Genomic DNA, 24,259 nt, shown 5'->3' with positions numbered 1-24,259 from the left:
TGGCAGTCTTTATAATTAGTATAACAGAGATGCACAAAATTCGGACAGGCTATGGCCTGTCTTCTTTTTAAAAATCTTCCTGAAGGTATGTACGTCGGTATAGCCCACATGATGAGCAATCTCTGTAACGCTCATATTGCTTTGGATTGCTAATTCCTTTGCGCGCTCGATACGGAGGTGAATCTGGAACTGCATAGGCGTAATATTGTAAGCATCTTTGAATAAGACGAAGAAATTCCGTACCTCGGCATATGGATCGATGAAGGGAATTATCTCGAAAACCCTGTCTGTGCGCTTGAACCTTGCAATGGTTTTTATGATGATCTCGCGCTTGCCTATAGGAACGATAAGTTGATGAGGATTGAATCGGGAGAGGTTATATCTTGGCAATTAGACGTAAGGCTTGATGGATAGAAACGAAGATTGTCATACAAAAGCAGAAGATTACCCCATGGAACCAGAGGTGAATTCAGCTTATACTTATTCATACATTTCATATTTAAAGGTCAAAAGGTGTTCATTCTAGTCCTAGCGGTTTTCTGCTAGAATTGAAAGGAACATCTTATTTTTTTATTGGTTAACGGGCAGTCTGAAAGGGGTTCATGACATACTAAGAAGCTAGGAGGAGAGCTCGGTTGTTCCGTTTCATTAAAAGTTCCTTGCAATGGAAGCTTATTCTCATGATCTCTTGCATTGTCATCCTTGTCGTTATTACGATTGGGGGATTTAGCTATTACAAGAGCGCCAGGGCGATTGAATCCGATGCCCAGCGTTTCAGCAATCAGATTTTGAAGCAGGCCACATTGAATTTGACCCGGTATATAAACGATAACGAACAGTTTTTTCAAACGCTTGCGGTCAGTCAGGATTTCCAGGCTTGGACGCTACTTAAACCAGGGGATACCTATCAGAACTACGCGAAGCTCAAGGACATGGAAAATCGGGTGATTGGCCCTTATATCAATTTTCATCAGGAAACGCTTTCCATTATTTTGTATAACGAGAACGGCAATCAAATGGTATATCGCAATCCCATTAGGGATGCCGTATTAAATACGGAATACTCTTTCTCCGACTCGGGACTGAAAGAAAAGATAGCGGACACGGGCCGGATTCAGTCGTTTGTGGAGCTTCGCAACGATTACAAAAACAGCAACGGACAATTTATCCGGATTCCGATTCTGACCTATGTGCAAAAGCTGTATTACACCGATCAACCCGTGTATTTGGCCGTGGATATTTCCTTGCTGCCAACTCAGCAAATTCTAGATCAGATTGAACTGGGGAAGAATGGCCAAGCGCTTATTGCCAATGAAGACGGCAAGATTATTTCCGCGCCGGATCTCTCCATGATTAATGCTAATCTGGAAGATTCGCTGGTAGCCCGGATGAAGAGCGAGGCTTCTGCCTATCTGTATGATAAAAGCAAGATGCAGATGGTCGTCTATCAATCCATTCCGAAAGTAAATTGGCGGGTAGTGGTGTTTGTACCTTATAAAGATTTGGCACAGCGCATTATTGAAATTCGGAATTGGACCGCCGCTATTGCTATGCTTAGTCTAGTCAGCGCTATTGTTCTCGTCTATCTGGTGGCGCGTTCGGTTACCAAGCGCATTAAGGTACTTCGCAGGACGATGACAACAACGAAGTTGGGACGCTTTGATATTCGAACGGATGTAAAAGGAACGGACGAAGTTGCCGATCTGGCGGAGACGTATAACTTGCTGCTTGACCGCATCGATTCTTCGATTCATCAATTGGCCGAATCCAAGATGGTTCAGCAACGGGCCGTATTGTCTGCCCTTCAGTCTCAAATTAATTCCCATTTCCTGTACAATGCATTAGAGTCTATTAATGCCATGGCGAATCTGGCCGGACATCAGCCCATTCGCAAATCGACGATCGCGCTTTCGAATATGCTGAGGTATACGTCCAATTATAAAGAATCTGTAGTTACCCTTGAAGACGAAGTGAAGCATATTCGGGACTACATGCTGATTATGGATCATTTGTATCCCAGCGAGCTGGAGTTCCGATTTGAGGTTCAGCCCGAGATTGAGCAATCAGCGTGCCTTAAGGCTTGCTTGCAGCCCTTTGTGGAGAATTGCATCAAGCATGGTTACGAAATGACCGGTGAGCGATTAAGGATTGTGATCTCGGCTTACCGATGGGAGAACGATTACGTCCGCGTGGATATCGAAGATGACGGAGCGGGCATATCCAAGGAGAAGCTCGGCGAGATCCAGGAAGCGCTTGGACAAGTGCAAACCGAACAGGATTTCTTGCAGCTTTCGCGAATCGGCATTCTGAATGTCCATTATCGTATTAAAACATTTTACCCGCATCATAGTCTTGCGGGCATCACAATAGAAAGAATGGCGGATGAAGGCGGGACGCGCGTTAGCGTTATTTTCCCGAATAAACCAAAGGAGAGAACTGGCGGATGATACGCGTACTTCTTGTAGATGACTCCTCTCTGATTCGTGACAGTTTATCTTTATCAATAGAAGCTTACCATCCAACGACCGTTGTTGCCGGGACGGCCGCCAATGGCGTGAAAGCGTTGGATTGGCTGGATAATCACTATGCGGATTTGTGCGTAACGGACATCCGCATGCCGGTCATGGACGGGCTGGCGCTTATCGGTGCAATCAATGAGCGGTATCCCTGGATGCGCTGCATGGTTGTTTCCAGTTACGATGATTTTCAATACGCGAAGCAGAGTATTCAATTGCATGCTCTGGATTACATTCTGAAGCCTGTGGATGAGGAACTGCTCTTCCGCGCCTTGGACAAGGCCAGTGAAAAGCTGGACGCGGATCGTCATCGCGATGCGGCCCAATTAATGCTTAAAAAGCTGCCTCATTATAAACAATGGGTGGATAAATGGCTCGAGCATATTCGAACTTTGCATGTAGAGACGTTGCCCCTTCTAATTGTAGAAACGCTGGAACTGCTGGAAAGCTGGGTAGCCGGCAACTTTAACTTGCTGAATCCGTTAAGCAATCTGTGGCTAAGCACGATTATTGAGGAGCTGACTTCGGACCGCGTTAAGCTAGAGCTTGATGAAGGCGACGATCTTGGGCTGGGCGACGCCGTTTTGTCGCTGCAAGAGGTTCGAAGCTACTTCCGGTTATGCGCGGTTCGAAGGCTCGAAGAAGGGGCGTATCAGCTTGTGGAGGCAATGAGGGGCATCCGCGATCAGCAATCCGTGAAGGTTATCGATAAAATAAAAATGTATATCGACCGGCACTACGGAGAGGCTATTAATCTTCAGGAACTTGCGGATCACGCAGCCATGAATAAAACGTATATGTGCACCTTATTCAAGCAGGAAACCGGAATGACGATCGGCACATACACGGTAACGGTGCGAATGCGCGAGGCTCGCAACGTCTTGATGGCAACCACGGAAAAAATCTACTCGATTGCCAATCAGGTTGGCTATGAGGACGTGACGTATTTCTCTCAGTTGTTTAAGAAGCATTATGGGTTAAGCCCGCTCGATTACAAGAAACGAATGAAATCCTGATTTTTTCGTCACAAAAGACTGTACCGTGCGCCGCGCGGTATGGTCTTTTTGCTATTTCCCGAAGATTGTCGTAGTAAAACGAAACCTCCTCTACTGTTTGGCGGAAGACAGCGGACCTATAATGATAAGCAAACCAAAGCGAGAACAGACATACAGGAGGAATGAACGTTGCAATTAATGGGAGACGCACTGACAGTATTGGGATCAAGGCTGGGGTTTGCCTGGGATCCGGTTAACCGGCAATCGTACCTCGTAAGGCATGGCAACCATCCGGGCTTGCCGATTCAGATTAGAGCGGGAGTAACGCTCGGAGAGCGGGTGCTGGCGCTTCCGCTGGCGCAGGAGGGACAATCCTTCGAGTTCGTTGACCAGGAGATGACGGCGACAACGATGACTTTAAGCGGCATCGATCCGGAGACGGGCATTCACGTGAAGTTGACGGCCCGAATTCCGTTCCGTCCGAGAGATAACTTTTTCAGCACGGTGCCAGTCATTTATATGAATCTCGAAGTGAACCGTTTGCCTTCCTCGTACCGCTGGATTGCGCAATACGACGAAACGGTGGAAGGCAAGTTGTTCCTGGGCTTCTCGGGAGAAGGCTTTGCCTTTAGTCCCGCTCTAGAATCGAATGCGGGAATCGAAGCGGTATACGAATCCGTTGTTTTGCGGCCGCTAGACGAAGGGGATCATCAGAGCGGAATCCGCACGGAAGAGGAAACCATTCCATGCCGGGATCACATTGCAATCCTTTCGGGCGCGTGGGAAGAAGACTGCGTGACCACATCCTTCTCGCTGGGCAAAGGTATGAAAGGCGATTCCCTGTCCCTTGCATGGTGCGCTTGGGATCAGCCCGTATTAAATGTATTGGGCCATCGCAGTCCATTCAAATATACGCAAAGCTTTGCCGCACTTGATCAGGTTGTTGACTGGTCCATTCGTCATGCCGATGAAGTAATGGATAATTCGGAGAAGGTCGATCGTATTCTGTCCAATCATACGCTTGGAGAATCAACTTCTAAATTGCTGGCTCAAACCTTGCACGCCTGGCTGCTGAATACATGGTGGGTGGTAAGGGAGAACGGGCAAGACTGGTTTACCGTGTGGGAGGGCAATTGTTACTTCCATTCCACCGCCGACGTGGAGTATACGCAGGGGCCGTTCTATTTGGCGTTCTGGCCGGAGCTGCTGGAGCTTGAGCTTAACGAATGGCCGTTCTTTGGCAAAGACGGGAAGCGTCTGCTCGGAGAACGGGCCGAGGGTACGCTCTATTTATCCCATGATATGGGGGTGTTCGGCGATAGCACGAAGCAGTATTACCCTCACGAGATGGAAGTGGAAGAAAGCACGAATTACATTCTTCTGGCTTTCGCGCATTGGCGCAGATCCGGCAAGGATGCTACGATTGTTCGGCACAGCGCGTTTATCCGCAAATTAATGGCTTTTATCGTTTGCTGCGATACGACCGGAAACGGCATCCCGGACAAAGGCTGCGCCAATACCGTCGACGATGCGTCTCCTGCCATTCAATACGGCTCGGAACAAGTTTATTTGGGCGTGAAGTCATTGTCCGCGATTCAGGCAGGCATTCAAATTCTGCGGCATGCGGGCGATGCGGACGCTAAGGAATTGGAAGTCTATGAGCAGTTTGCTCAGACGGCTCTTGCGACCATCGAGGAGAAGGGGTGGCTGGAGGATCATTATGCCGTCACGCTGTCGAGAACGATGGACGGAACCGTGGATCCGTGGACGGGCGAGCCAAAGACGGGCGAGCTGCTAGGCTGGGATGCTTATCATATTTATACGGTGAATGGCCTTTCCCTGCTCGATATGGTCGGCCATTGTACCGGCTTGCTGGATGAAAGAGTGCGCCTGGACATGGAAACGGCAACGGGCAAAACGTTGGGCCGATACGGCTGCCGCCATACGAGCTATGAAGACACGGAGAACGAAGGTCAATTTATTCCGGGACTCGCCAGTCATTCGGGCAAAGTAGGCTGGGTGTCCATGAATATGCTCAGGGACATCGCTGCAGCCTACCGGGGGCTAGACCTGTTCCATCTCATAGAGAATTATTGGAGCTGGCAAACGACGACCAATACACAGCAAGTAGCCTTGTTCTTCGAAACATTCTACGGCAACAATCTGAGTTTCTATCCAAGAGGCGTAACCGTGTTCGGGTATTTGGATGCGGCAGCGGGCTTCGTGTACGATGCGGTTGCTGGAAAGCAATCTTTTGCCCCGGTTCGAGGGTCGCTGCAAGTGCCTATTCTGTTGTTCGCCGATTGGGAGAAGGGGACGGTTCCCCTTGTTAAATCTAGCTTTGAAGACGGCCGTTTGACTTATCGCGTCGAATAACGCAAAGAACAGAAGATTGCCATGAACTTCGAAAGATTCCCCACTAGGACCGTGAAACAGCCGTTTATATAATAGAAATATAAACAGAGAAGGAGTGGGACCTATGAATAACAAGACTCTAGAAGCAGCTTCGGTCCAGGTAAAGAAGCCGTTTTCGAACAGGAAACGCAAAACCGGAGAGCTGAGTTTCTTTCAATTCGTGAAGAAAAACAATGCCCTCTATATCATGTTGATTCCCGTCTTCATTTATTTTATAACGTTCAAATACGTTCCTCTGCTGGGCAGCGTGATTGCCTTCAAGGATTACAACATCTTTGACGGTTTTCTCAAAAGCAAATGGGTCGGATTTCAATGGTTTAAACTCATGTATACGAATCCGGAGTATGCCCGATTAATTAAAAATACGCTGTTGATCAGTTTGTACCAGATCGTGTTCTCCTTCCCGGCGCCGATTATTCTGGCATGTCTGCTGAATGAGGTGCGCAATATGGGCTTCAAGCGCTGGGTGCAAACGGTTCTGTACTTACCGCATTTCCTGTCCTGGACGCTCGTCTACGGCTTGGCTTACATGATGCTTTCGGTGCAGAGCGGCCTCGTCAACGGCATGATTGAAGGGTTAGGGGGACATGCATTCGATTTCTTGCAATCGCCTTCAGCGTTCCGGTCCGTCGTTGTATCCGCCGGCATATGGAAGGAGATGGGCTGGAGCACGATCATCTTCCTGGCGGCTTTATCCGGCATTAATCCTTCGCTGTACGAAGCGGCCAAAATAGACGGGGCAGGACGCTGGAAGCAGTTCCAGAATGTCACGTTCCCAGGCATCCTGCCCGCGATTACGATTCTACTGCTCCTCAAAATCGGCAACGTCATGGACGTAGGGTTTGAACAGGTGTACATCTTCTTAAGCCCGATTACGTATGAGGTTGGGGAAATTTTGGATACTTATGCTTATCGTCTAGGCATTATGAACGGTCAATTCTCCATGACAACGGCTATTGGATTATTCAAATCGGTCATAGGTTTTGTCCTTCTCGTGGGAGCGAATAAAATCAGCAAATCGACAACGGGCGAGAGCTTATACTAGGAGGCAGCATATGAAAATCAAACAATCCATGGGCGAGAAAACATTCGACGTTTTCAATATCCTGCTACTGGTAATTATGAGCCTGGTTGCCGTTCTGCCGCTCCTGCATGTCGTAGCGGGCGCGTTCTCTTCCAACAATGCCATCATCCAGTCCAGAGTTTCCTTCTGGCCGGTAGAACCAACCTTGCAGCAATTCAAATATGTCGCAGCCAATGATGCGTTCTGGAAGGCCGGCTGGATGACAGTGAAGGTGGTCGTTATTGCCACGGCTATCAACATGCTATTGACCGTGGTTGGTTCATATCCGCTGTCCAAGTTGTATCTGAGAGGCCGCAAAGCCATTATGCTCTTCATTATTTTCACGCTGGTATTCCAGGCACCCTTAATTCCGACGTATCTCGTCGTGAAGGAATTGCACATGATTAATACCATATGGGCTTTGATAGTGCCGGGAGCGATCAGCGCGTTTAACATGATTTTGTGCATTACGTTTTTCCGCAGTTTGCCCGAGGAGCTCTTTGATGCGGCAAAGGTGGACGGAATGAGCGACTATCGCATCGTGTGGCAGATTGTTGTTCCGTTATCCAAGCCCATCATGGTGACGCTGCTGCTGTTCTACGCGGTTGGCCACTGGAACAGCTATTTCGCGCCGCTTCTGTACATTAACGACCGGTATCTTCAAACGCTGCAAATGTATATTTATTTCTTAATTGCCGCAGGCAGCTCGAATGACATAGCGGCAGCGGTGGCGGGAGATACCGGGGGCAAGCTTTTGCCTAAGGCTCTTGAGATGGCGACGATTGTGCTCGCGACTGCGCCAATCGTGGTAATCTATCCGTTTCTGCAGAAGCACTTCGTTAAAGGAGCTACGCTTGGCTCAGTGAAAGAATAACGCGTTATGTCGACATTATGTCTTCATATATAGAAACATACAGGGTCACACATTAAAAAGGGAGGAATTTTCAAATGAACGCTTCGAAAAAATGGGTCAACGTAGCTCTAGCGGTAACAATGGCTGGCGCTCTCGCAGCATGCGGCAACAATAATACAAACAATGCGAAGACGGAATCCTCGGCAAGCCCCGCAGCAAATACGGACGCAACAGAGGCGCCAAAAGCGCCGGTTAAGATTAGCCTGTTAACGACGGACAATAGCCAACCTGTTCCAGGCGGCAATCCGATGGATGATCCTACGATTAAATATTTGGCTGAGAAAACGAACACGATTCTGGATATTACGTTCTTGCCTGCAGCACAGGCGGAAAACCTGAAAAAGGTTAAATTCGCCAGCGGCGAGCTGCCGGACGTGATTTCCGATTACGGCGTGAACGGTGACTTGTACGCCAACAATCAATTGATTCCCTTGAATGACTATATTGACAAATATGGCCCTAACCTGAAAAAGGTCATTCCGCAAGCGGCTTGGGACGGCGTAACCCGTAACGGTCAAATTTACGCTATTCCGGAATCCGCAGCCGGGGATTCGCAAGTCAATCGCATGTTCTTCGTACGCAAGGATTGGATGGACAAGGTAGGCATTACGGAAACGCCTAAGACACCGGATGAATTGTTGACCCTGCTGCGGGCATTCCGGGACAAAGATCCGAACGGCAACGGCAAGAAGGATGAGATTCCATTGTCCGGCCGAGAAAACTTTACATGGATGGATACGATTCTAGGCATGTTCGGAGCCAACGAGTACGGAGCAACGGTCATTAACGGCGAAGTGGTGCCATCGAACACAAGTCCTCAGATGAAGCAAGCTCTTACTTTCCTCAAGCAGCTATACGACGAGAAATTGCTCGACAGCGAATTCATGACGAATAAACGGAATACATGGGAACAAAAAATTCAAAACGACCAAGTCGGCTTATGGGTCCACGATCCAAATCTCGGCTGGGACTGGCAGGATAAATTAAATAAAGCGCTGCCTGGCAAAGGCGCAGTCGTGGAGCCTATGTTGTCTCCTAAAGCACCGGGCGTGGAACATGCTGGTTTCGGCATTTCCGCTTATAATAAAACGTTTTCCGTTACCAAAAAAGCGAAAGATCCGGAAGCCATCGTCAAGTTCTTCGATTGGCTCGTTACGGAAGAAGGACAGGAATTTGTTACCTTCGGTATTCCGGATGTCACGTACACCAAAGACAGCGCAGGCAAAATTACTTATAACCAGCAAAAAGATACCGACGACAAAACGGCCCTCTGGAGAAGCATTACGTTTAATCTAGCCGGTTGGAATCCAAAACTGAAAAAGGTTCAAGTCGGGGACGAAGCGGTAGCTAAATTGGAAGAGTTCTTCACCGTAGGCAAGCAAGAAGGGCAACCAAACATTCTGTTAGGCGCTCCGACGTTCAAATCTTCGCTGCCTGAGATCGGCGAGTTCGCGGTTCCCGGCACCATGTTTATCGAAACGGCGGCAAAAATCGTCATGGGCGACCAGCCTGTAGATTACTTCGACGAGTACGTGAAAAATTGGAGATCGCGCGGTGGCGACGATCTGATCAAGCAAGCAACGGAATGGTATAACGCGAACGGCAAGAAATAAGGGGAGCTAACAGCTGAAAAGTGAAGACGGATCGTCTTCACTTTTCGTTTATCTCAAAATGTAAGCGTAATCAACAATGGTGGACAATTACATATTGAAGGGATGAATTTATGAAATCCTTACGATTAAAAAGGTTTGTCAGTCAGATTCTTGTTGCCAGCCTGGCGTTTACCGCGCTGAACGGTTCGATCCTTATTCAGCCGCAACCCGCAAATGCGGCGACCAATGCGATTTTCTCCGAAGCGGATGCTTATGTGGACGGGGGGAATCCTTCCGCCAATTATAATGATCCTAACTTCAATTTATTGAGCCTCAAGGAAGATTCCAACCTATCCGTAACAAGACGAGTGTTTATGCGATTCAATTTAAGCGCGCTCCCGTCCGCAAACGCGCTAACGAAAGCGGAAGTGAAAGTGTATGCAAAAGCATCGGCGGCTGCCGTTTCCTTAAACGTGTATGCGGTTGATGATAACGCTTGGGATCAAACGACGATCAACTGGAATAATAAGCCTTCTTACGGAGCGAAAATAGGTACAATCAACGTGGGAACAACGGAGGGTTATTATTCCGTCGACCTGACCGAATACTTCAAGGCGCAGAAATCGCTTGGCATAGCTTCCATTATGATTGCCAATTCGACAAACACCCAAGTTCAAATATACGATACGGAAAGACCGTACGATACGCAAAGACCGAAGCTGGAATATGCATCGGACGATACGCCGCCGGTCTATCAATCTAGCGCGGTCGGAGCAGACTTCAAAGACATTCAATTAACGTATAAAGAAGCGCTTGCGGTGAATGACGGCGTTATCCTGAAAGATCGGATCTATCTGGCGACGGACGGCGCGAACTTTAATCCGCTTGGCGCGGACGACACGGCCGCGATCAGCGGTAACGGCATTCGAGTAAGCCTGCAGCAAGCGTTAAGCGGATCCATGAATAAAATCCGAGTGGCGGGTTCGTCGGTAAAGGATGCCGCCGGCAACATCTTGTCCGCGCCCGTCACGACGGAGGCGCTTATCGGCATGCAGGATGCCAGCGCGCCGGCATTTCTGTCTGCAACGGTTGGTAATAACGGCAAAAGCGTGGCACTTGCTTATGACAAGCCCATCCGCATGGCGGGCACGGCGGATCAACTGAAAGCGAGCATAACGTTATCGCAAGACGAAGGGGCAACGTATGCTTCCCTTCAATCTGAGGATCAGGCAGCTATCAACGGCAATGTCCTGACGATCACCTTTAATCAAGCGCTTATAGGCATTCGGAATAAGCTGAAGGTTGTTTCCGGTGCCCTGCAAGCTACGGGCAATGCGGCACCGACGACGGTTGATACGGTCACGGCGAATTTGAACGGCCTTGAGCAAGGCAGAACGATAACCGCCATGGAAGACGCGAGAGTCGACAGCGGTGCCGCCAACTTGTCCAGCAACTACGGGACCGAATCCGCGATGCTGCTTAAAGAGGGCGGTTCCACCTTCAATCGCCGCATTTTCTTCAAATTTAACGTGGCTTCTCTTGGCATCAATAATTCGGCAAAATTGCGATTGAATTTTACGGATGCGGGCGCTGCGGCCGAACCGTTGACTATATATGCGGTTGATGACGCATGGTCGGAATCCGAGCTTACCTACGCGAATCAACCCCTTTACGGTTCCGCGATTTCCGCGTCCAGCGTAGGGGGAGGAAACGGATGGTATGAATGGGATGTTACTTCCTACGTAGAGCAGCAGAAGCTGGCCGATGGCATCGCTTCCTTCGTCCTATTGGGCACGCCTTCGGTTAATCGGACGGTAAGCGGCAAAGAAAGCGGAGCGAATGCCCCGCAATTGGTCGTCAATTACGATAATGAACCGCCTTCCTATGTGGATAGCGTTGTCGGCAATGAGAACCGAACCATTAATCTGCAATTCAGCGAGAGCCTTGGCAATCGGGCGGCAAGTCCCGCCGCTTTGAAAACCGCCGTTACAATCGCCAGGGACGGAATGAACTTCGCCGCGCTTGAAAGCGGTGATCAAGTAACGATTAACGGAACGAAGCTGACGATTACCCTGGTGGGCCGGTTAAGCGCGCCTGGGGCCAAGGTGCAAGTGGCCGCAAACACATTGCAGGACAGCGGGCAAAACGTACTCGCTTCGGTGGTAACAACGAATGCGCTCGCATATGACGTGACGGCTCCTGTGCTGAATCCCGTTCTTCTAACCGATCAAACCGGCAAGCAATTGACGCTGTCGGCGGATGAAGCATTGCTTAGCAATATGGCTTCAGCAGAAGATTTAAAGAATGCCGTCAAATTTTCCGCGGACGGCACAAACTTCCTGCCATTAGCCAGCGGGGACACCGTGGAGATAGCCGGCGGTAAACTCAAGGTAACGCGGGCGTTGTCTTTAAGCGGGGATTCGAACAAGCTCCTCGTCGCGGCGAATGCGCTCAAAGACGCAGCTGGGAATGTCGTGGCGCAAAGCTACCTATCCGATGCCGTCGCCTCGGATATCAGCTCGCCGCAAATACAATCGGCTTATCCATCGAATTTCAACAAAAAGCTTACAGTTGTTTTCAGCGAGAATGCGTTTAATAATCTGCCTAACGATGCCCAACTGAAGCAAGCTATTCAGTTCTCCGCGGATGGCGGAGCGAGCTACCGCGCATTAGGCGAAACGGACAAGGCGATTCTGAGCGGAAGCACTCTTACCCTGATTTTGAGCGAGCCGTTAAGCGGCAGTCAAAATAAGGTTCGCATTCTGGCGGGTACATTGAAAGACGCGGCCTTGAATGTGACGGCGGATGATTTGACCACGGCTTCCGTGGAGGCTGCCAACACGGTTTACCCTTATCTGCCGCCGCAACAAGCCGATTTGAAGAAGGCCATGTCTGATTCCGCGAATATCGTCTTTGGCAACAAAGATGCGGCGGAAGGCTCGGGGATCGAGCTGAAGGCGGCAAAGGGACTCAGCTTTATTGCCGAGGAAATCGCATCGGGTGACAGGAATCCCGTTTATATCGATCGTTATGTATCGACCGTGAAGAAGATGCTCAATACGCCGACCAACATGCCTAACCTTCAGGGAGGCCTGGATTCGAGATCGCAATCTCCGATGCTGTACAGCATCGCGCTCTTGTGGAATGACCAAGGGGTTATGAGCTTGTTTACGGATACCGAGAAATCCAAGCTGCTGACGTTGTTCAAAGCCGGTTTAATCAGCACGGCGTATACGCTGAATGACTACAATGAGTCAGGGAATCCGCGTCCGGGCGATCGCCTCGCGATGAACGGGGATCCCAACAATTGGAACGGAACAGGCGTAAACTATTGGGAGCCGAATCTGACCATTTTCTTCACTTCGTCTTTTGTTCTGGGCTTGGAGAACGTGAAGGATCTTCTGCAAAATTACGATCATGCCGCATTTATCGCGGAGCTGAAGGCTCAAGGCTTAACCAAAATCAAAGAATCGTTCGAGAAAACGACGAATTTCTCTACGGCAGCGACGGAAGCGGAACGATTGGCGGAAAAGGCGGATAAAGTACAGCGTACGATCAAGCCAAGCAATTGGTCCTTCAAGGGAGTAACCTTGGAGCAATATTTGCAAAATCCGTTTAAGCTCCATGAGGCTTCGCAGCGCAAGTCATGGACGCACTTGGCGCAGGAAGGCGATTATATGGGACAGCTAGGCATGGGGCATGAATTTGACGCGGTTGACTCAAAAGGTTCCCGGCAAAGCGCAAGCTATGTGGTGCTCGGCATCGACCCAAGCTTGCAGAATACGAGACTGATGAACTACTTTGGATTCATGCATGCACCGGGTAACGAAGCGGCAGCAGCCGATATCGTCAAGCTGCAAAGCGTAGGAGTATCCGACTACTACGCGAAGGTTGTAAACGGGTATTTTACCCAATCCTCTTACGAAATCGTAACCAGCTACTTGCCGGAAAACTTCTATATTAACAGCATGATGTCGATGGGTTACTTGAAGCCGGCCCTATTTAACGACACGTTCAACTATGACGGAGCGACGCGCAATCTGGCCGATAACTGGATCATGAAGGAGGGCAGCTGGCAGGCGGTAAATGACAGCATCGTTCCTTATAACACGAAGGATCCCCTCTCGCATATGACGGGCGCCAAGCCCGTGGACGAGAACGAGAAGCTCCTGAAGCAAAGCGATGCGGCGGGAAGCACAGCCATTTATACGAAGAAAACCTATGACAATGTCAGCTACTTCGCTTGGATCAGAGATATGAGCGGAGGAGAAACGGGACTGCTCGGCAGAGTCCAGGACGAGAATGATTTCTATCTCTTCTCTTATAGCAATGGCAAGCTTGCGATTAAGAAGAAGGCAGAAGGTCAATTCACAATGCTCGCAGAGAAACCGATGACTTTAAATGCTGAAACGGCTCATCGACTGCGCGCGGTTATGAACGGGAACAGCCTGGAGCTGTATGTAGATGGTATACCGCAGCTGGCGACGACAGACGCTTCATTCGCCTCCGGCGCCGTTGGTCTCTATACGAATGAAGCCAGCGCCAAATTTGACGGCGTGCTCATTCAGAATGCCAGCGTGCATGCACCGGATTTCCAGTCCATCGCTGTAGGCAATGCCAAGTTGTCCTTAACCTACTCGGAAGTACCGGGAGCGACTGCATACAAAGTCAAATACGGAACGCAATCGGGCCAATATACGAGGACGCTCTTGACGACAGGAACGAACCCCGTCATTACGGGGCTAAATAACGATACAACGTATTATTTCGTCGTTTCGGCGATTGACCCAAGCGGGGAAAGCGCGAATTCTCGCGAGTTTTCTTTAGCGCCTAAGGTGCCTGATGCCGTAACGCCAACCATTACGAATATCATTTCGGATGGCAACCGATTGATCGTCAATTTTACGACCGATCCGAAGAATACGTCTTATACGCTGAAATACGGCCTAAGCCCAGGCAGCTATACGAAAGTGATCGACAACATTTCGACTTCCGGTTATGCCGTGAACGTTCCCGTCTCCCAAGCGCCTTATTACTTCGCAATCGAGGGACGCAACGCCAACGGCGCAAGCAGCCTCTCTAACGAGTGGATGGCCATGGCGAACGCAGCGACGCTGTTCTCGGATGATTTCAACGACGGCGAGTATGCCAGCGATTGGGTTCTTTCCACCGGTTCGCCGGTCATGGAGAACGGTAAAATCAAAACGGCAAACGGCAATCCCGAGCGTCTATGGCTGCCGCAGGGGTCAGACTGGAGCGACTATACCGTCTCCGCGACCTTTACGCTATTGCCGGATGACACAACCAAGGAAGTAGGCTTGCTCGGCAGAGTCAATACGGCTGCCAATTACTATGTGGCGGATTACAAGTACGACAAAACGGCGAATACCGAAAAGGTCATGCTCAGAAGAAAGGTCAATAATGCTTTCCTCCCGGATCTCGCTTTCGACTTCACGCTGAATAAGCAATTGCAGGTGCACAAGATGAAAGCCGTCTTCGACGGCAGTCGCCTGAAGCTGTATATAGACGACGTATTGGCTTATGACGTTACGGATACGTCGTTGACGAAAGGAACGGTTGGTCTGTTCTCCGTTCTGACGCCGGTTTACTTCGACGACTTCCGGGTCGAACAGTTAAACGGCTTAAGCCAGCCCGTGATGACAAGCATGGAGACAAAGGAAGCGAAGACGACGGCGGTATTTGGCCAAGTCGAAGGCGCGCAAGGCTATACCATTAAATACGGTACACAATCGCATGCATATACGAAACAGCTTAGCGTACCGGAGAACCGCTACTCAGGCAGCGAAATTCCAGGTCTTGATGCAGGCACGACGTATTATTTCACGGTGAGTGCAGTGAACGGCGTCTCGGAGAGTCCAAATGCCGAAGAGTATCGCTATACCGTTCCTGCCGTCACTCCATCAACGCCGCCTACATCCGCAACTCCGTCACCGGACAAGGGGAATATCGTTCTGACGCCGGTATTGGCTGACGGCACGGCTCAAGCGAATGTGGACGCGGCGACGCTCATACAAGCTTTCGGGCAAACAGATGCCAATCAGCAAGGACATAAAATCGTCAGTGTGACAATGAGCGAGCTGGCTGGCGCTACTGCCTACAGGTTGGACATTCCCGCATCCGGTTTCCTAAACGGGAATGCGGGCAACGGTAAATCAGACAAGGCCGTAAACCTAATAACCCCATTCGGCACGGTTACCGTGCCGGATAACATGTTCAAAGCAATTGACTTGAAACAAGCAACTGTTGTTGGAATCTCAATCGGATGGGCGGATTCCTCGCTGTTAAATGCCGATGCAAAACGGAAGATCGGAGATAAACCGATCATTGTATTGCAAGCGCTGCTGGACGGAAAAGCGGTTGCTTGGAAAAACAACAACGCGCCGGTAACCGTCAGCATTCCGTATACGCCAACCGCGCAGGAATTGAACCATCCGGAGCACATTGCCATCTGGTATATCGACGGCGCTGGACAGATTATCAAGATGCCGGCGAGGTATGACGCGGCGAGTGGTGAGCTGACCTTTACAACAACCCATTTCAGTTTGTATGCGGTAGGGTACGAAGTGAAGACGTTCAAGGATCTGGACCAAGCGGCATGGGCGAAAGAAGCGGTGGAAGTGTTGACGTCTCAGGGTATTGTAAACGGAACTTCGGATACAACCTTTAATCCGAACGCCAACATCTCGAGAGCGGATTTCCTCCAGCTTTTGATAAAGGCGCTGGGACTTACAGCCGATGTTGAGACGAACTTTGCCGACGTTCATCAAACGGACTATTATTATGAAGCTGCCGGAATAGCTCTGACACTGGGGCTCAGCAACGGCGTAGGCAACGGCCGCTTGAATCCGGCGGAAGATATTTCAAGGCAGGACATGATGGTTATGGTGGAACGAGCGATGCGCCTGGCAGGTAACAATCCGGGCAGCGGCACGTCTGCCGATCTGGCAGCATTCAACGATGCGGCGCAAGTTGCCGATTATGCCAAGAACAGCGTGCAAACGTTGATCGGAAGCGGGTTGGTGCAGGGCTCCGGCAGCCTCCTCCGCCCGCTTGGCACAACCACAAGAGCCGAAGCGGCGATGCTCCTGTATCGTGTGTATAACCAGTAAAGCGGGTAATCAAGGGGATAGTCATATCCCCTTGATTCATTGCAACTTATGAATGCGTTTTCATTTGGGATGAGCCATGGAGGGAGGTGATAGTCGAATCAGTTGAGAACAAGCCACTCTTTCAGGCATGCTGCTATTGATTTAGTCATCCATTTATTTAAAGGAGGCCAATATTTATGGCAATCAAAAGAAAATGGACTTTAGGAATGCTTGGTCTTGTCAGTTCTGTAACGATTTTTGCTTCAGTAGCATCCGCAAGCATCATTGCCAACATTGACGTTGAAGGAGCTTCGATCAATTCCACGAGCTGGGACTTGACTGACAGCGGAGTGACATTCGAGGAGAAAGAGCTGGATCGCAACAACATGGTTATGCCTTATTTCTCGACATGGACGCCATCCGGAACGGGCTCAAGCCTGAAGCTGCAGGCTAATCCATATACAGCCGGCGAGAAGCAGAGGAACGAATATTATGCCGCAAGAAATCAGCCGTTCGGAGAATGGCGGTATAACGGGTTTCAGATCGGAATTCCATCCGACAGCGCGCTGCCGACCAACTGGGTTGTGCTTGATCAATTCCATCAGGACAGCTATTACGTTTCCCCGCAAGGAGCGCTTGAATTGGCAAACGTGAACGGTAAGCTGACCTACCAGTTCAAAATTCGCAATAAAGATTACTACAACATCGACGGCGTCAACGGGCCAAGCGGGAACGCTCTTACCCTATGGTCGCAGGAAGTAACGACGGATCAATTCAACTCTATTGTAATTGGCTTCAAACCCGATGCCAGCGGCAAAGGCGGGGTGAAGATCTGGTACAACGGCACACAGGTCGTCAATTGGACCGGCTACCTCGGCTTCCCGGCAGGCTTTCAAGGCAAAAACTTCATCAATCAATATTACAATTCCTTCGGTATGTACCGAGGAGCACAGAACAATACGATGAAGGTCTATTACGACAATTACAAATGGGGCACAACGTATAGCGATGTGGCTCCTTAATAGTCAGCAATTACAGGCCTAGCAGCAATTAATCGGCTTTTTTTATGCGCAGAAACATCTGACGATCGGCCGTTTCTTTTTGCTTTGAAAAATTCCAGATGCTTAGCTTGGCTTCCGATCAACGGTACTGTTCGGTCTTTTTGTGCTGCATGGCTTTCGAGGGGCTATAGCCCCGTTCCTTCTTGAATTGCTTGCTGAAATAATAAATGTTGGGATACCCGAGCGCGTCAGCCACCTCGCTAACCGTCATTCCGTTCTGGCTCAGAAGTAGCTCCGCGCGTTCAATCTTCTTCTCAATAATGTAGCTTTCAATCGTCTGTCCCATTATTTCTTTGAACTTCGCGGAGAAGTAGCGCGTAGATAAGAATGCTTGCTTCGCAAGGTCTGCTATGCTGCCGGCTTGGGCGGGATTTTCGCGGATCGAAGCGGCAATCTTCGTCATTGTATCGATATGCGGGTTCCGATAACGCGGCACTGCTTGCTCGAGAGATACATATTCTCTTTCAAATTGAATGAGCAGCAGCCGCAGGAGCATCTCGGCTTCTTCCGCGGAGCGATGCGTTTGGAACGACATCACATGAACATACCTGTCCAGGTAAGCCTCGAAGGCAAACGAAGAGATAAAATCGCAGTGGGAAGGGAGGGAGGTTAAATAATGGTGCGCGTTCTCCGTCTCGAAATGCATATAGGTAACGAGTAGGGGCTGGTCGGGATTGTGCCAAGCTTCCACGCGGTCGCCCGGCCGGAACAAATAACATTGATGGCGCTCAACTTTTCTCTCTTCTCCGTTCAGGACGACTCTTCCTTCCCCTCTCCATACGTACCATAGATCGTAATCGTTGAACGGAATATCGCTCCGGTTCCACTTCCACGTGCGTTCGCAGGCCATTTTCCCATACGATTCTCCTAACTTGAACGTAGGTATCAACTCCATCTCCCAATCAGCTCCCATCTATATTGGATTCATCAAATTGTATAAATCGTTTATTGAAATATGACATTTGGATTGTTCGCCATTTACTATACCATTGAAAATAGAAAGCGACAAATTTGATAAATGGTGGTGCATGGGATGAAGAGAAAAATAGACTTGTTAACGCCTCAGGAAATATCGGAACGGCTGTATCGGTATGAAAGCATTTCTAAGACTTATTCGAGTCTTGATGTACTGGGGGAAGAAGAATGGAAGGAGTACAAAGAAGCCGGCTACTTAGCCGTTGATTGCGTGTTGGGGCAACAGGAAGTACAGAATGCAATCGAAGCGCTGATGTCCATGATATTCTCAGATACGAAAGGCGCGGCGATTCAGTTCAGCAAACCTTCAAGCGAGCTGAAGTCTAATGAAGAGAGAGAACTGGCCGTGCGCAAAGTACATCAATTTGTGGAATGTGATGATCGGCTCAGACATGTGGCTTATCATCCGGCAATCTTGCGCGCGGTTGAAGCGATTCTGGGAGAAAAGCCTAGGCTCGTGCAGGATATGGCCTTGCTGAAGCCGCCGCACGGCGGAGGAGAGAAGCCTTGGCATCAGGATATGGCGTACGGAAATCTTGCTTACAATAAACCGGTAGTCGGAGTGTGGATTGCGTTGGACGAAGCCGCGCTTGACAACGGGTGCATGCACGTGCTGCCAGGTTCGCACGCCGACGGGGCAACTCCGCATTATGCCGTACGCGACTGGCAGTTATGCGATACGCATGTTGCGGTAGAGAAGGACGTGGCGGTTCCGCTTCAGTCGGGCGGACTTCTGTTCTTCCACGGCCTGCTGAAGCACGGAACGCCGTATAATTTGTCGCCCAAGCGGCGGCGCGCTCTGCAATTCCATTATGTCGCCGAGTCCGCAGAGAAACTTAGTCCGCAAGAATATAAGCGGACGTTCACAAACGAGATGTCCGGCGCGGAGTGTTGATTGTCCTTCCAGCGTAGATTAATGGAACGATCACGAAGATAAGCGGATTATTTCCGAAGATTGCATAAGCTTTATCATCCAGACAATCGTACGATCAACTTGTAAGCTAATTCCATCTAAGGAACGGGGTTAACAGGTTATGAATGCGAACAGCAATCAACAGGCAGGCATTGAAACAAAACAAACAGCAGGCTGTACAGGCGGGAGAAGTAAGCTAAGAACATCTAGTCCCATGCCTTCAACACCCCACCCATGTACAAACGCGAATTGCATGAAACCATGCTCATTCGCCGCAAAGTAAAAGGATAAGCGTCAAACGGGCGACAAGTGAATGGCTTATAACAAAAGCATTTAGAACATACAAAAAAAGCCCCGGCATGGGGCTTTTTTTGTGTTACAGATAATGGCTATACGGGACAATAGCCGGTTTGCCCGAAACCAAACCTAATATAGTGATAGGAATCTAAAGATCTTTGATTTTAAAAAAAATGCAATCATGTAAAAATATGATCGGAAGAAGAGTTTGGTAAGCAAAAATTGACAACGCTTCCAAGGGGATATATAAAGCGCCATACGAGTAAATGAGCCATAGGAGGTGCGAAACAGCGAACCTGTTACTCATGTAATTATTATGCTAATAGATTCACAGCCATTACGAGGAGGAAACAAGGAATGATGATGAAACAAAGAATAAGAAAAATGACTTCATGCATCTTAGCGCTTACACTCATGGTTTCCCTTATAAGCATTGGTTTTCAGCAATTTAACGGCAAGGTATCCGCAGCCGCGGCAATCTCCCAGAATCATACCTTTGAAACGACGGACCCGAATTTCGGTTACTTTCAAACGGATGCCGAAATAACGCCGGTTCCGTCCATGTTTGCTACGGAAGCTTCTTTCTCCAAGAAAATCGTAAGCGACGATAGCGGTAACCGGTCACTGGAAGTAACCGTTCCGAAGGACGCGCAGGGCAAAACTCGGTTCTACTATGGACCCAATGCAGGCTTGCAAGCAACAGGCAACCGGTTCTCCTTTGAAGGCTCTCTTACATTCAGCAACCAAGCCAAAGAATTCCGTCTGAATGTGATTCCTGGTGACTGGAAGCAAAATCTTCCGATTGCTAAATTTCTGCCTAGCGGAGATATTCAGGTTAAATCGGGAACGATAGCGCAATCGACTTACGTGAAGCGAGGCACCTGGTCGGCAAATACGACTTATAAGGTGAAACTGGATCTCTATAACGATATCAATAAATACGATTTATTTATAACGGACGCGTCCGGGACAACAACGATGCTTGCCAGCGGCGAGCCGCTGATGAATTACGATAGCCACGGTTTTCTGGCAACTGGTGTCGTGTACTACAATATCGAAGCGGTAGGCACCGCGGCGGAGACCGATACAACCGTACGTTACGATAACATAAAGCTTTCATACTCCGATGATGCAAGAGATGCCTATATCCCAGCATCTGATACCAATGTGTTGAGAACGACGACGTTCGAAACGACGGATACGGATTCCGCTATTGCGGGAACGGCTACCGGGTCGGTTATCAATACCAATATTCTGGACGGGAAATCGCCATCCGTAATGAAGATTGTCGAGGACGGCGGCAGCAGATGGGTGGACGTAACGACGACGCAAGACGAACCGGGGGATATCGGCTTCCCGGTATTCGAATCATGGGGAGCGGATACGAAGCACAGCAGCTATACGCTTGAAGCGGATTTCAAGCTGAAGGATGCCAACGCCGACTACTACTTAAGATTAATTGACGGTTCTTGGGGCGTGAAGAGCAATAACCTGCTTATTGCTAGAAACGGCAAAATTTATGCCCGTTCCTCGGCTACGGGTAACGGCGCGTTGGCGGCTAGAGGAACATGGGAAGTAGACAAGGCCTTCTCACTTAAAATGGTCGTGCATGTTGACTCGCTGAGTTATGATCTATATCTTGTTCAGAACGGGGTTACGACCAAGCTTGTAAACAACGAGCCTATACAAAACTCCAATTTGTTCAAAACCAACGGATTAGCAGCATGGATGCTTAATGTAGATGCGGGCACGCATAGCAAATCCACGATCCTGGTCGACAATATTAAAGTATCCGTATCCGATGCAGCGGGAACAGCTCCAATTGTGAATGCCTCCCCCGGGTCCTTAATTGACTCTGCTCCTGTAATCGGCGTTCCGGTCAATTATTATGTCAGCCCTACGGGCAGCGATTCTAATGACGGCAAATCTGTGAATACTCCGTTCCAGACCATTCAAAAGGCAGCGAATCTTACCGCGCCTGGCGATACGGTGTATTTAATGGATGGTACCTTTACGTACAGCGGCGGCAACCGGATGGTCACCATTACGAAATCCGGAGCTCTCAATACGGCAACCAATCAGTCTGCTTATATTACTTACAAAGCGGCACCTGGCGCTCATCCCGTCCTATTCTCCGATAACGCATGGGATGTCATTCTTATTCAGGCTAGTTATATCATCATCGACGGAATCGAAATCAAAGGAAATAACAAGAATCTGACGCTGGCAGATGGTGAGGCAGCCTATAATTACTGGTACGAGCAAACGACGGCAGGCTTGCCTGTAAACTATGGAGACCCTAGGTTTACAAAAGCGAATACGAACGGGATCAACATCAACAGCGGAACCAATCTGGACAATGGCTTGCCGCCAAACCATCACATCACAATCAGAAACAGCATTGTTCATGATCTGCCTGCCGGCGGTATAGGCTCAGCCAATGTCGATTACATCACCATCGAGAATAATCTCGTTTACAACAATGCTTGGTACACGATGTACGCCTGCAGCGGCATCAGTGTACTGGGCGGGGTAGATGTCGATAATCAACTGGGATATAAAAGCATTGTGCGCAATAACGTCGTCCACGATAACCAAACGAATGTGAAATGGAATCAAACAAAGGGTTACTCCGACGGGAACGGCATTATTATCGACTATAACAAAAATACCGGTGCGAAATTCCCGGCGTACAAAGGAAAAACCTTGGTGGAAAACAATATTTCCTATAATAACGGAGGCTCCGGTATCCATTCGTTCAACTCCGCCAATGTAGACATTATTAATAACACGGTTTACAACAATAACCAAAATCCTCATTTGACTTATGCGCAGCTGTTCGCGAGCAGTTCGGAGAACGTTAATATTTTCAATAATATTGTCTACTCGAGAGATCTGCGTCCAGGCGAGACTAAGTATGACATGAATAATGCAAGCGGCAGCGAATTTGTCATCTATGCCAACAACATTTATTACAACGGCGGCACTCCGTCGGTTATGGGAATCAACGATGTGGTAGCGGACCCTAAGTTTGAGTCGCTTGATCCGAAGGATCCCGGCTTCCTCCATGTGAAGTCGGATTCTCCGGCTGTTGATAGAGGAACTAGAACGCTGGCGCCTGCAGTAGATATTGCGCAAGCAGCCCGTCCGCAAGGAGCGAAGACTGACATCGGGGCTTACGAAACGAACTATACAAGCGCAAACCCTATTGGCAATGACGTGACGGATATCGATGCCATAAGACAGTCAATGATTTTCGTTCCGGAAAATGGTCAAGCGATTTACGGTACTCCAGTCATTGACGGAACGTTTGACGATGTGTGGAAAACGGCTCCCGTTCTCAATGTTAACAAATATATCGATAATTCCACGGCCCCGGTAACTTCTGGCGCTACTTCAAAGGTACGCGTGCTATGGGATGAAGATAACCTTTACGTTCTTTCGGAGGTTACGGATCCCGTGCTTAGCAAGAAGAACAAAAATCCTTGGGAACAAGACTCCGTTGAAATTTTCTTGGATGAGAATAACACCAAAACAACCTCTCATCAGGACGATGACAGACAATATCGAATTAACTTCGACAATGAAAAGACGGTAGGAGCGAAAGGCAATATCTCGGAATTTACAAGCGCAACGTCAAAGACTTCAAATGGATATCTGGTAGAAGTCAAGATTCCGTTCAAGACGATAAAAGGCGCGGAAGGAAAAGTAATCGGTTTTGACTCCCAGGTTAATGATGACAACGGCGTAGGTTCAAGAACAGCAACAGCCATCTGGAGCGATAATCAAGGAAACGGTTATTCCAGCACGGCAAGATGGGGCAATGTAACGCTGCTCGCGCAGGGCGCCACTAATCCTGTGGTGACCGAGGTTCAGCCGGTTAACGTTACGACCAAAGCGGGAACCGCGCCAACACTGCCTACTACCGTTACGGTCGTCTATGATAATGCAACGACATCCGCTGCAAATGTAGCATGGGATGCGGTTCAATCTTCAAGCTATGCGGAAGCGGGCAGCTTTACGGTGAACGGTACAGTAGAGGGAACTACAATTAAAGCCGTAGCTAATGTAACCGTCCAGTCGAAAACCATTGAATATGCAATTGCAATAGGGGCTGAACAAAACGGCGGTGCCGGCAAGACTAGAAACGTTACGATAACAGGCGAGAAATCGAGTGAGCTTGCAGGCAAATATCTGATTGTCCAGTTTACGGAAGGAACAGGCGTTAATGCGCATGTGTCTGTTGTCATGATTGCGGCTACTAGCCAAGCAACAGCAATCTCTTATGCCAAAGCAGGGTTAAAGGTAGACGTGTGGCTGGCTAGCGGAATGCCTGCTCTTGCGGATTCCAACCTAGGGGTTACCGTGCACGCGCATGCATCAACGTCGAACTAGACAAGTCGTGAGAGG

The 24,259-nt window shown here is 49.2% G+C and carries 12 protein-coding genes; 10 read left to right on the top strand and 2 right to left on the bottom strand.

The features are described from left to right. Window positions 1-15 precede the first annotated feature (15 nt). A complete protein-coding gene (locus tag PGL01S_RS31560; RefSeq protein ID WP_127490759.1) occupies window positions 16-390 on the bottom strand; it encodes a helix-turn-helix domain-containing protein in 375 nt (124 codons plus the stop codon). Window positions 391-635: 245 nt separating this feature from the next. Here PGL01S_RS31560 and PGL01S_RS01290 point away from each other — a divergent pair, with 245 nt between their 5' ends. The 8 genes from PGL01S_RS01290 to PGL01S_RS01255 all read left to right on the top strand — a co-directional run bounded on the left by PGL01S_RS01290 (window position 636) and on the right by PGL01S_RS01255 (window position 17,625). Beyond that, window positions 636-2,447: a sensor histidine kinase gene (locus tag PGL01S_RS01290; RefSeq protein ID WP_127490758.1), complete on the top strand. Its 1,812-nt coding sequence runs from the start codon at window positions 636-638 to the stop codon at window positions 2,445-2,447. Further along, window positions 2,444-3,532: a response regulator transcription factor gene (locus PGL01S_RS01285; RefSeq protein ID WP_127490757.1), complete on the top strand. Its 1,089-nt coding sequence runs from the start codon at window positions 2,444-2,446 to the stop codon at window positions 3,530-3,532. The genes PGL01S_RS01290 and PGL01S_RS01285 overlap by 4 nt, the downstream gene beginning before the upstream one ends. Window positions 3,533-3,709: 177 nt before the next feature. Continuing rightward, the gene (locus PGL01S_RS01280) at window positions 3,710-5,887 is read left to right on the top strand and encodes a glycoside hydrolase family 52 protein (protein WP_244935479.1); all 2,178 of its coding nucleotides are present in this window, start codon (window positions 3,710-3,712) and stop codon (window positions 5,885-5,887) included. A 103-nt stretch (window positions 5,888-5,990) separates the two neighbouring features. After that, window positions 5,991-6,971, top strand: coding sequence for an ABC transporter permease (locus PGL01S_RS01275; RefSeq protein WP_244935475.1), 981 nt, complete (start codon window positions 5,991-5,993; stop codon window positions 6,969-6,971). 10 nt (window positions 6,972-6,981) lie between these two features. Then, complete coding sequence (locus PGL01S_RS01270; protein WP_127490755.1) at window positions 6,982-7,863, top strand: carbohydrate ABC transporter permease; 882 nt, start codon at window positions 6,982-6,984, stop codon at window positions 7,861-7,863. Between the two features lie 74 nt (window positions 7,864-7,937). Further along, on the top strand, window positions 7,938-9,515 hold the full coding sequence (locus PGL01S_RS01265) for an extracellular solute-binding protein (RefSeq protein WP_127490754.1): 1,578 nt from the start codon (window positions 7,938-7,940) through the stop codon (window positions 9,513-9,515). Window positions 9,516-9,625: 110 nt separating this feature from the next. Further along, a complete protein-coding gene (locus tag PGL01S_RS01260) occupies window positions 9,626-16,624 on the top strand; it encodes a CBM96 family carbohydrate-binding protein (RefSeq protein WP_127490753.1) in 6,999 nt (2,332 codons plus the stop codon). Window positions 16,625-16,800: 176 nt separating this feature from the next. Further along, window positions 16,801-17,625 (top strand): heparin lyase I family protein, encoded by an 825-nt coding sequence (locus PGL01S_RS01255; RefSeq protein ID WP_127490752.1) that lies wholly within the window; start codon window positions 16,801-16,803, stop codon window positions 17,623-17,625. A 118-nt stretch (window positions 17,626-17,743) separates the two neighbouring features. Here PGL01S_RS01255 and PGL01S_RS01250 read toward each other — a convergent pair whose 3' ends face one another. Then, the gene (locus PGL01S_RS01250) at window positions 17,744-18,559 is read right to left on the bottom strand and encodes a helix-turn-helix domain-containing protein (protein WP_164775341.1); all 816 of its coding nucleotides are present in this window, start codon (window positions 18,557-18,559) and stop codon (window positions 17,744-17,746) included. A 138-nt stretch (window positions 18,560-18,697) separates the two neighbouring features. On the opposite strand from PGL01S_RS01250, the gene PGL01S_RS01245 reads away from it, so the two are divergent. Together PGL01S_RS01245 and PGL01S_RS01240 are read left to right on the top strand one after the other, a co-directional pair. Continuing rightward, window positions 18,698-19,534, top strand: a complete 837-nt coding sequence (locus tag PGL01S_RS01245; protein ID WP_164775340.1) for a phytanoyl-CoA dioxygenase family protein — start codon at window positions 18,698-18,700, stop codon at window positions 19,532-19,534. Window positions 19,535-20,206: 672 nt separating this feature from the next. Then, window positions 20,207-24,244 carry a sugar-binding protein gene (locus tag PGL01S_RS01240; protein ID WP_127490749.1) on the top strand — a complete coding sequence of 1,346 codons (4,038 nt, stop codon included), beginning with the start codon at window positions 20,207-20,209 and terminating at the stop codon, window positions 24,242-24,244. Window positions 24,245-24,259: the final 15 nt, after the last annotated feature.

This window comes from Paenibacillus glycanilyticus NBRC 16618, from assembly GCF_004000805.1.
Lineage (GTDB): Bacteria > Bacillota > Bacilli > Paenibacillales > Paenibacillaceae > Pristimantibacillus > Pristimantibacillus glycanilyticus.
This window is presented reverse-complemented; position numbering and strand designations above follow the sequence as displayed.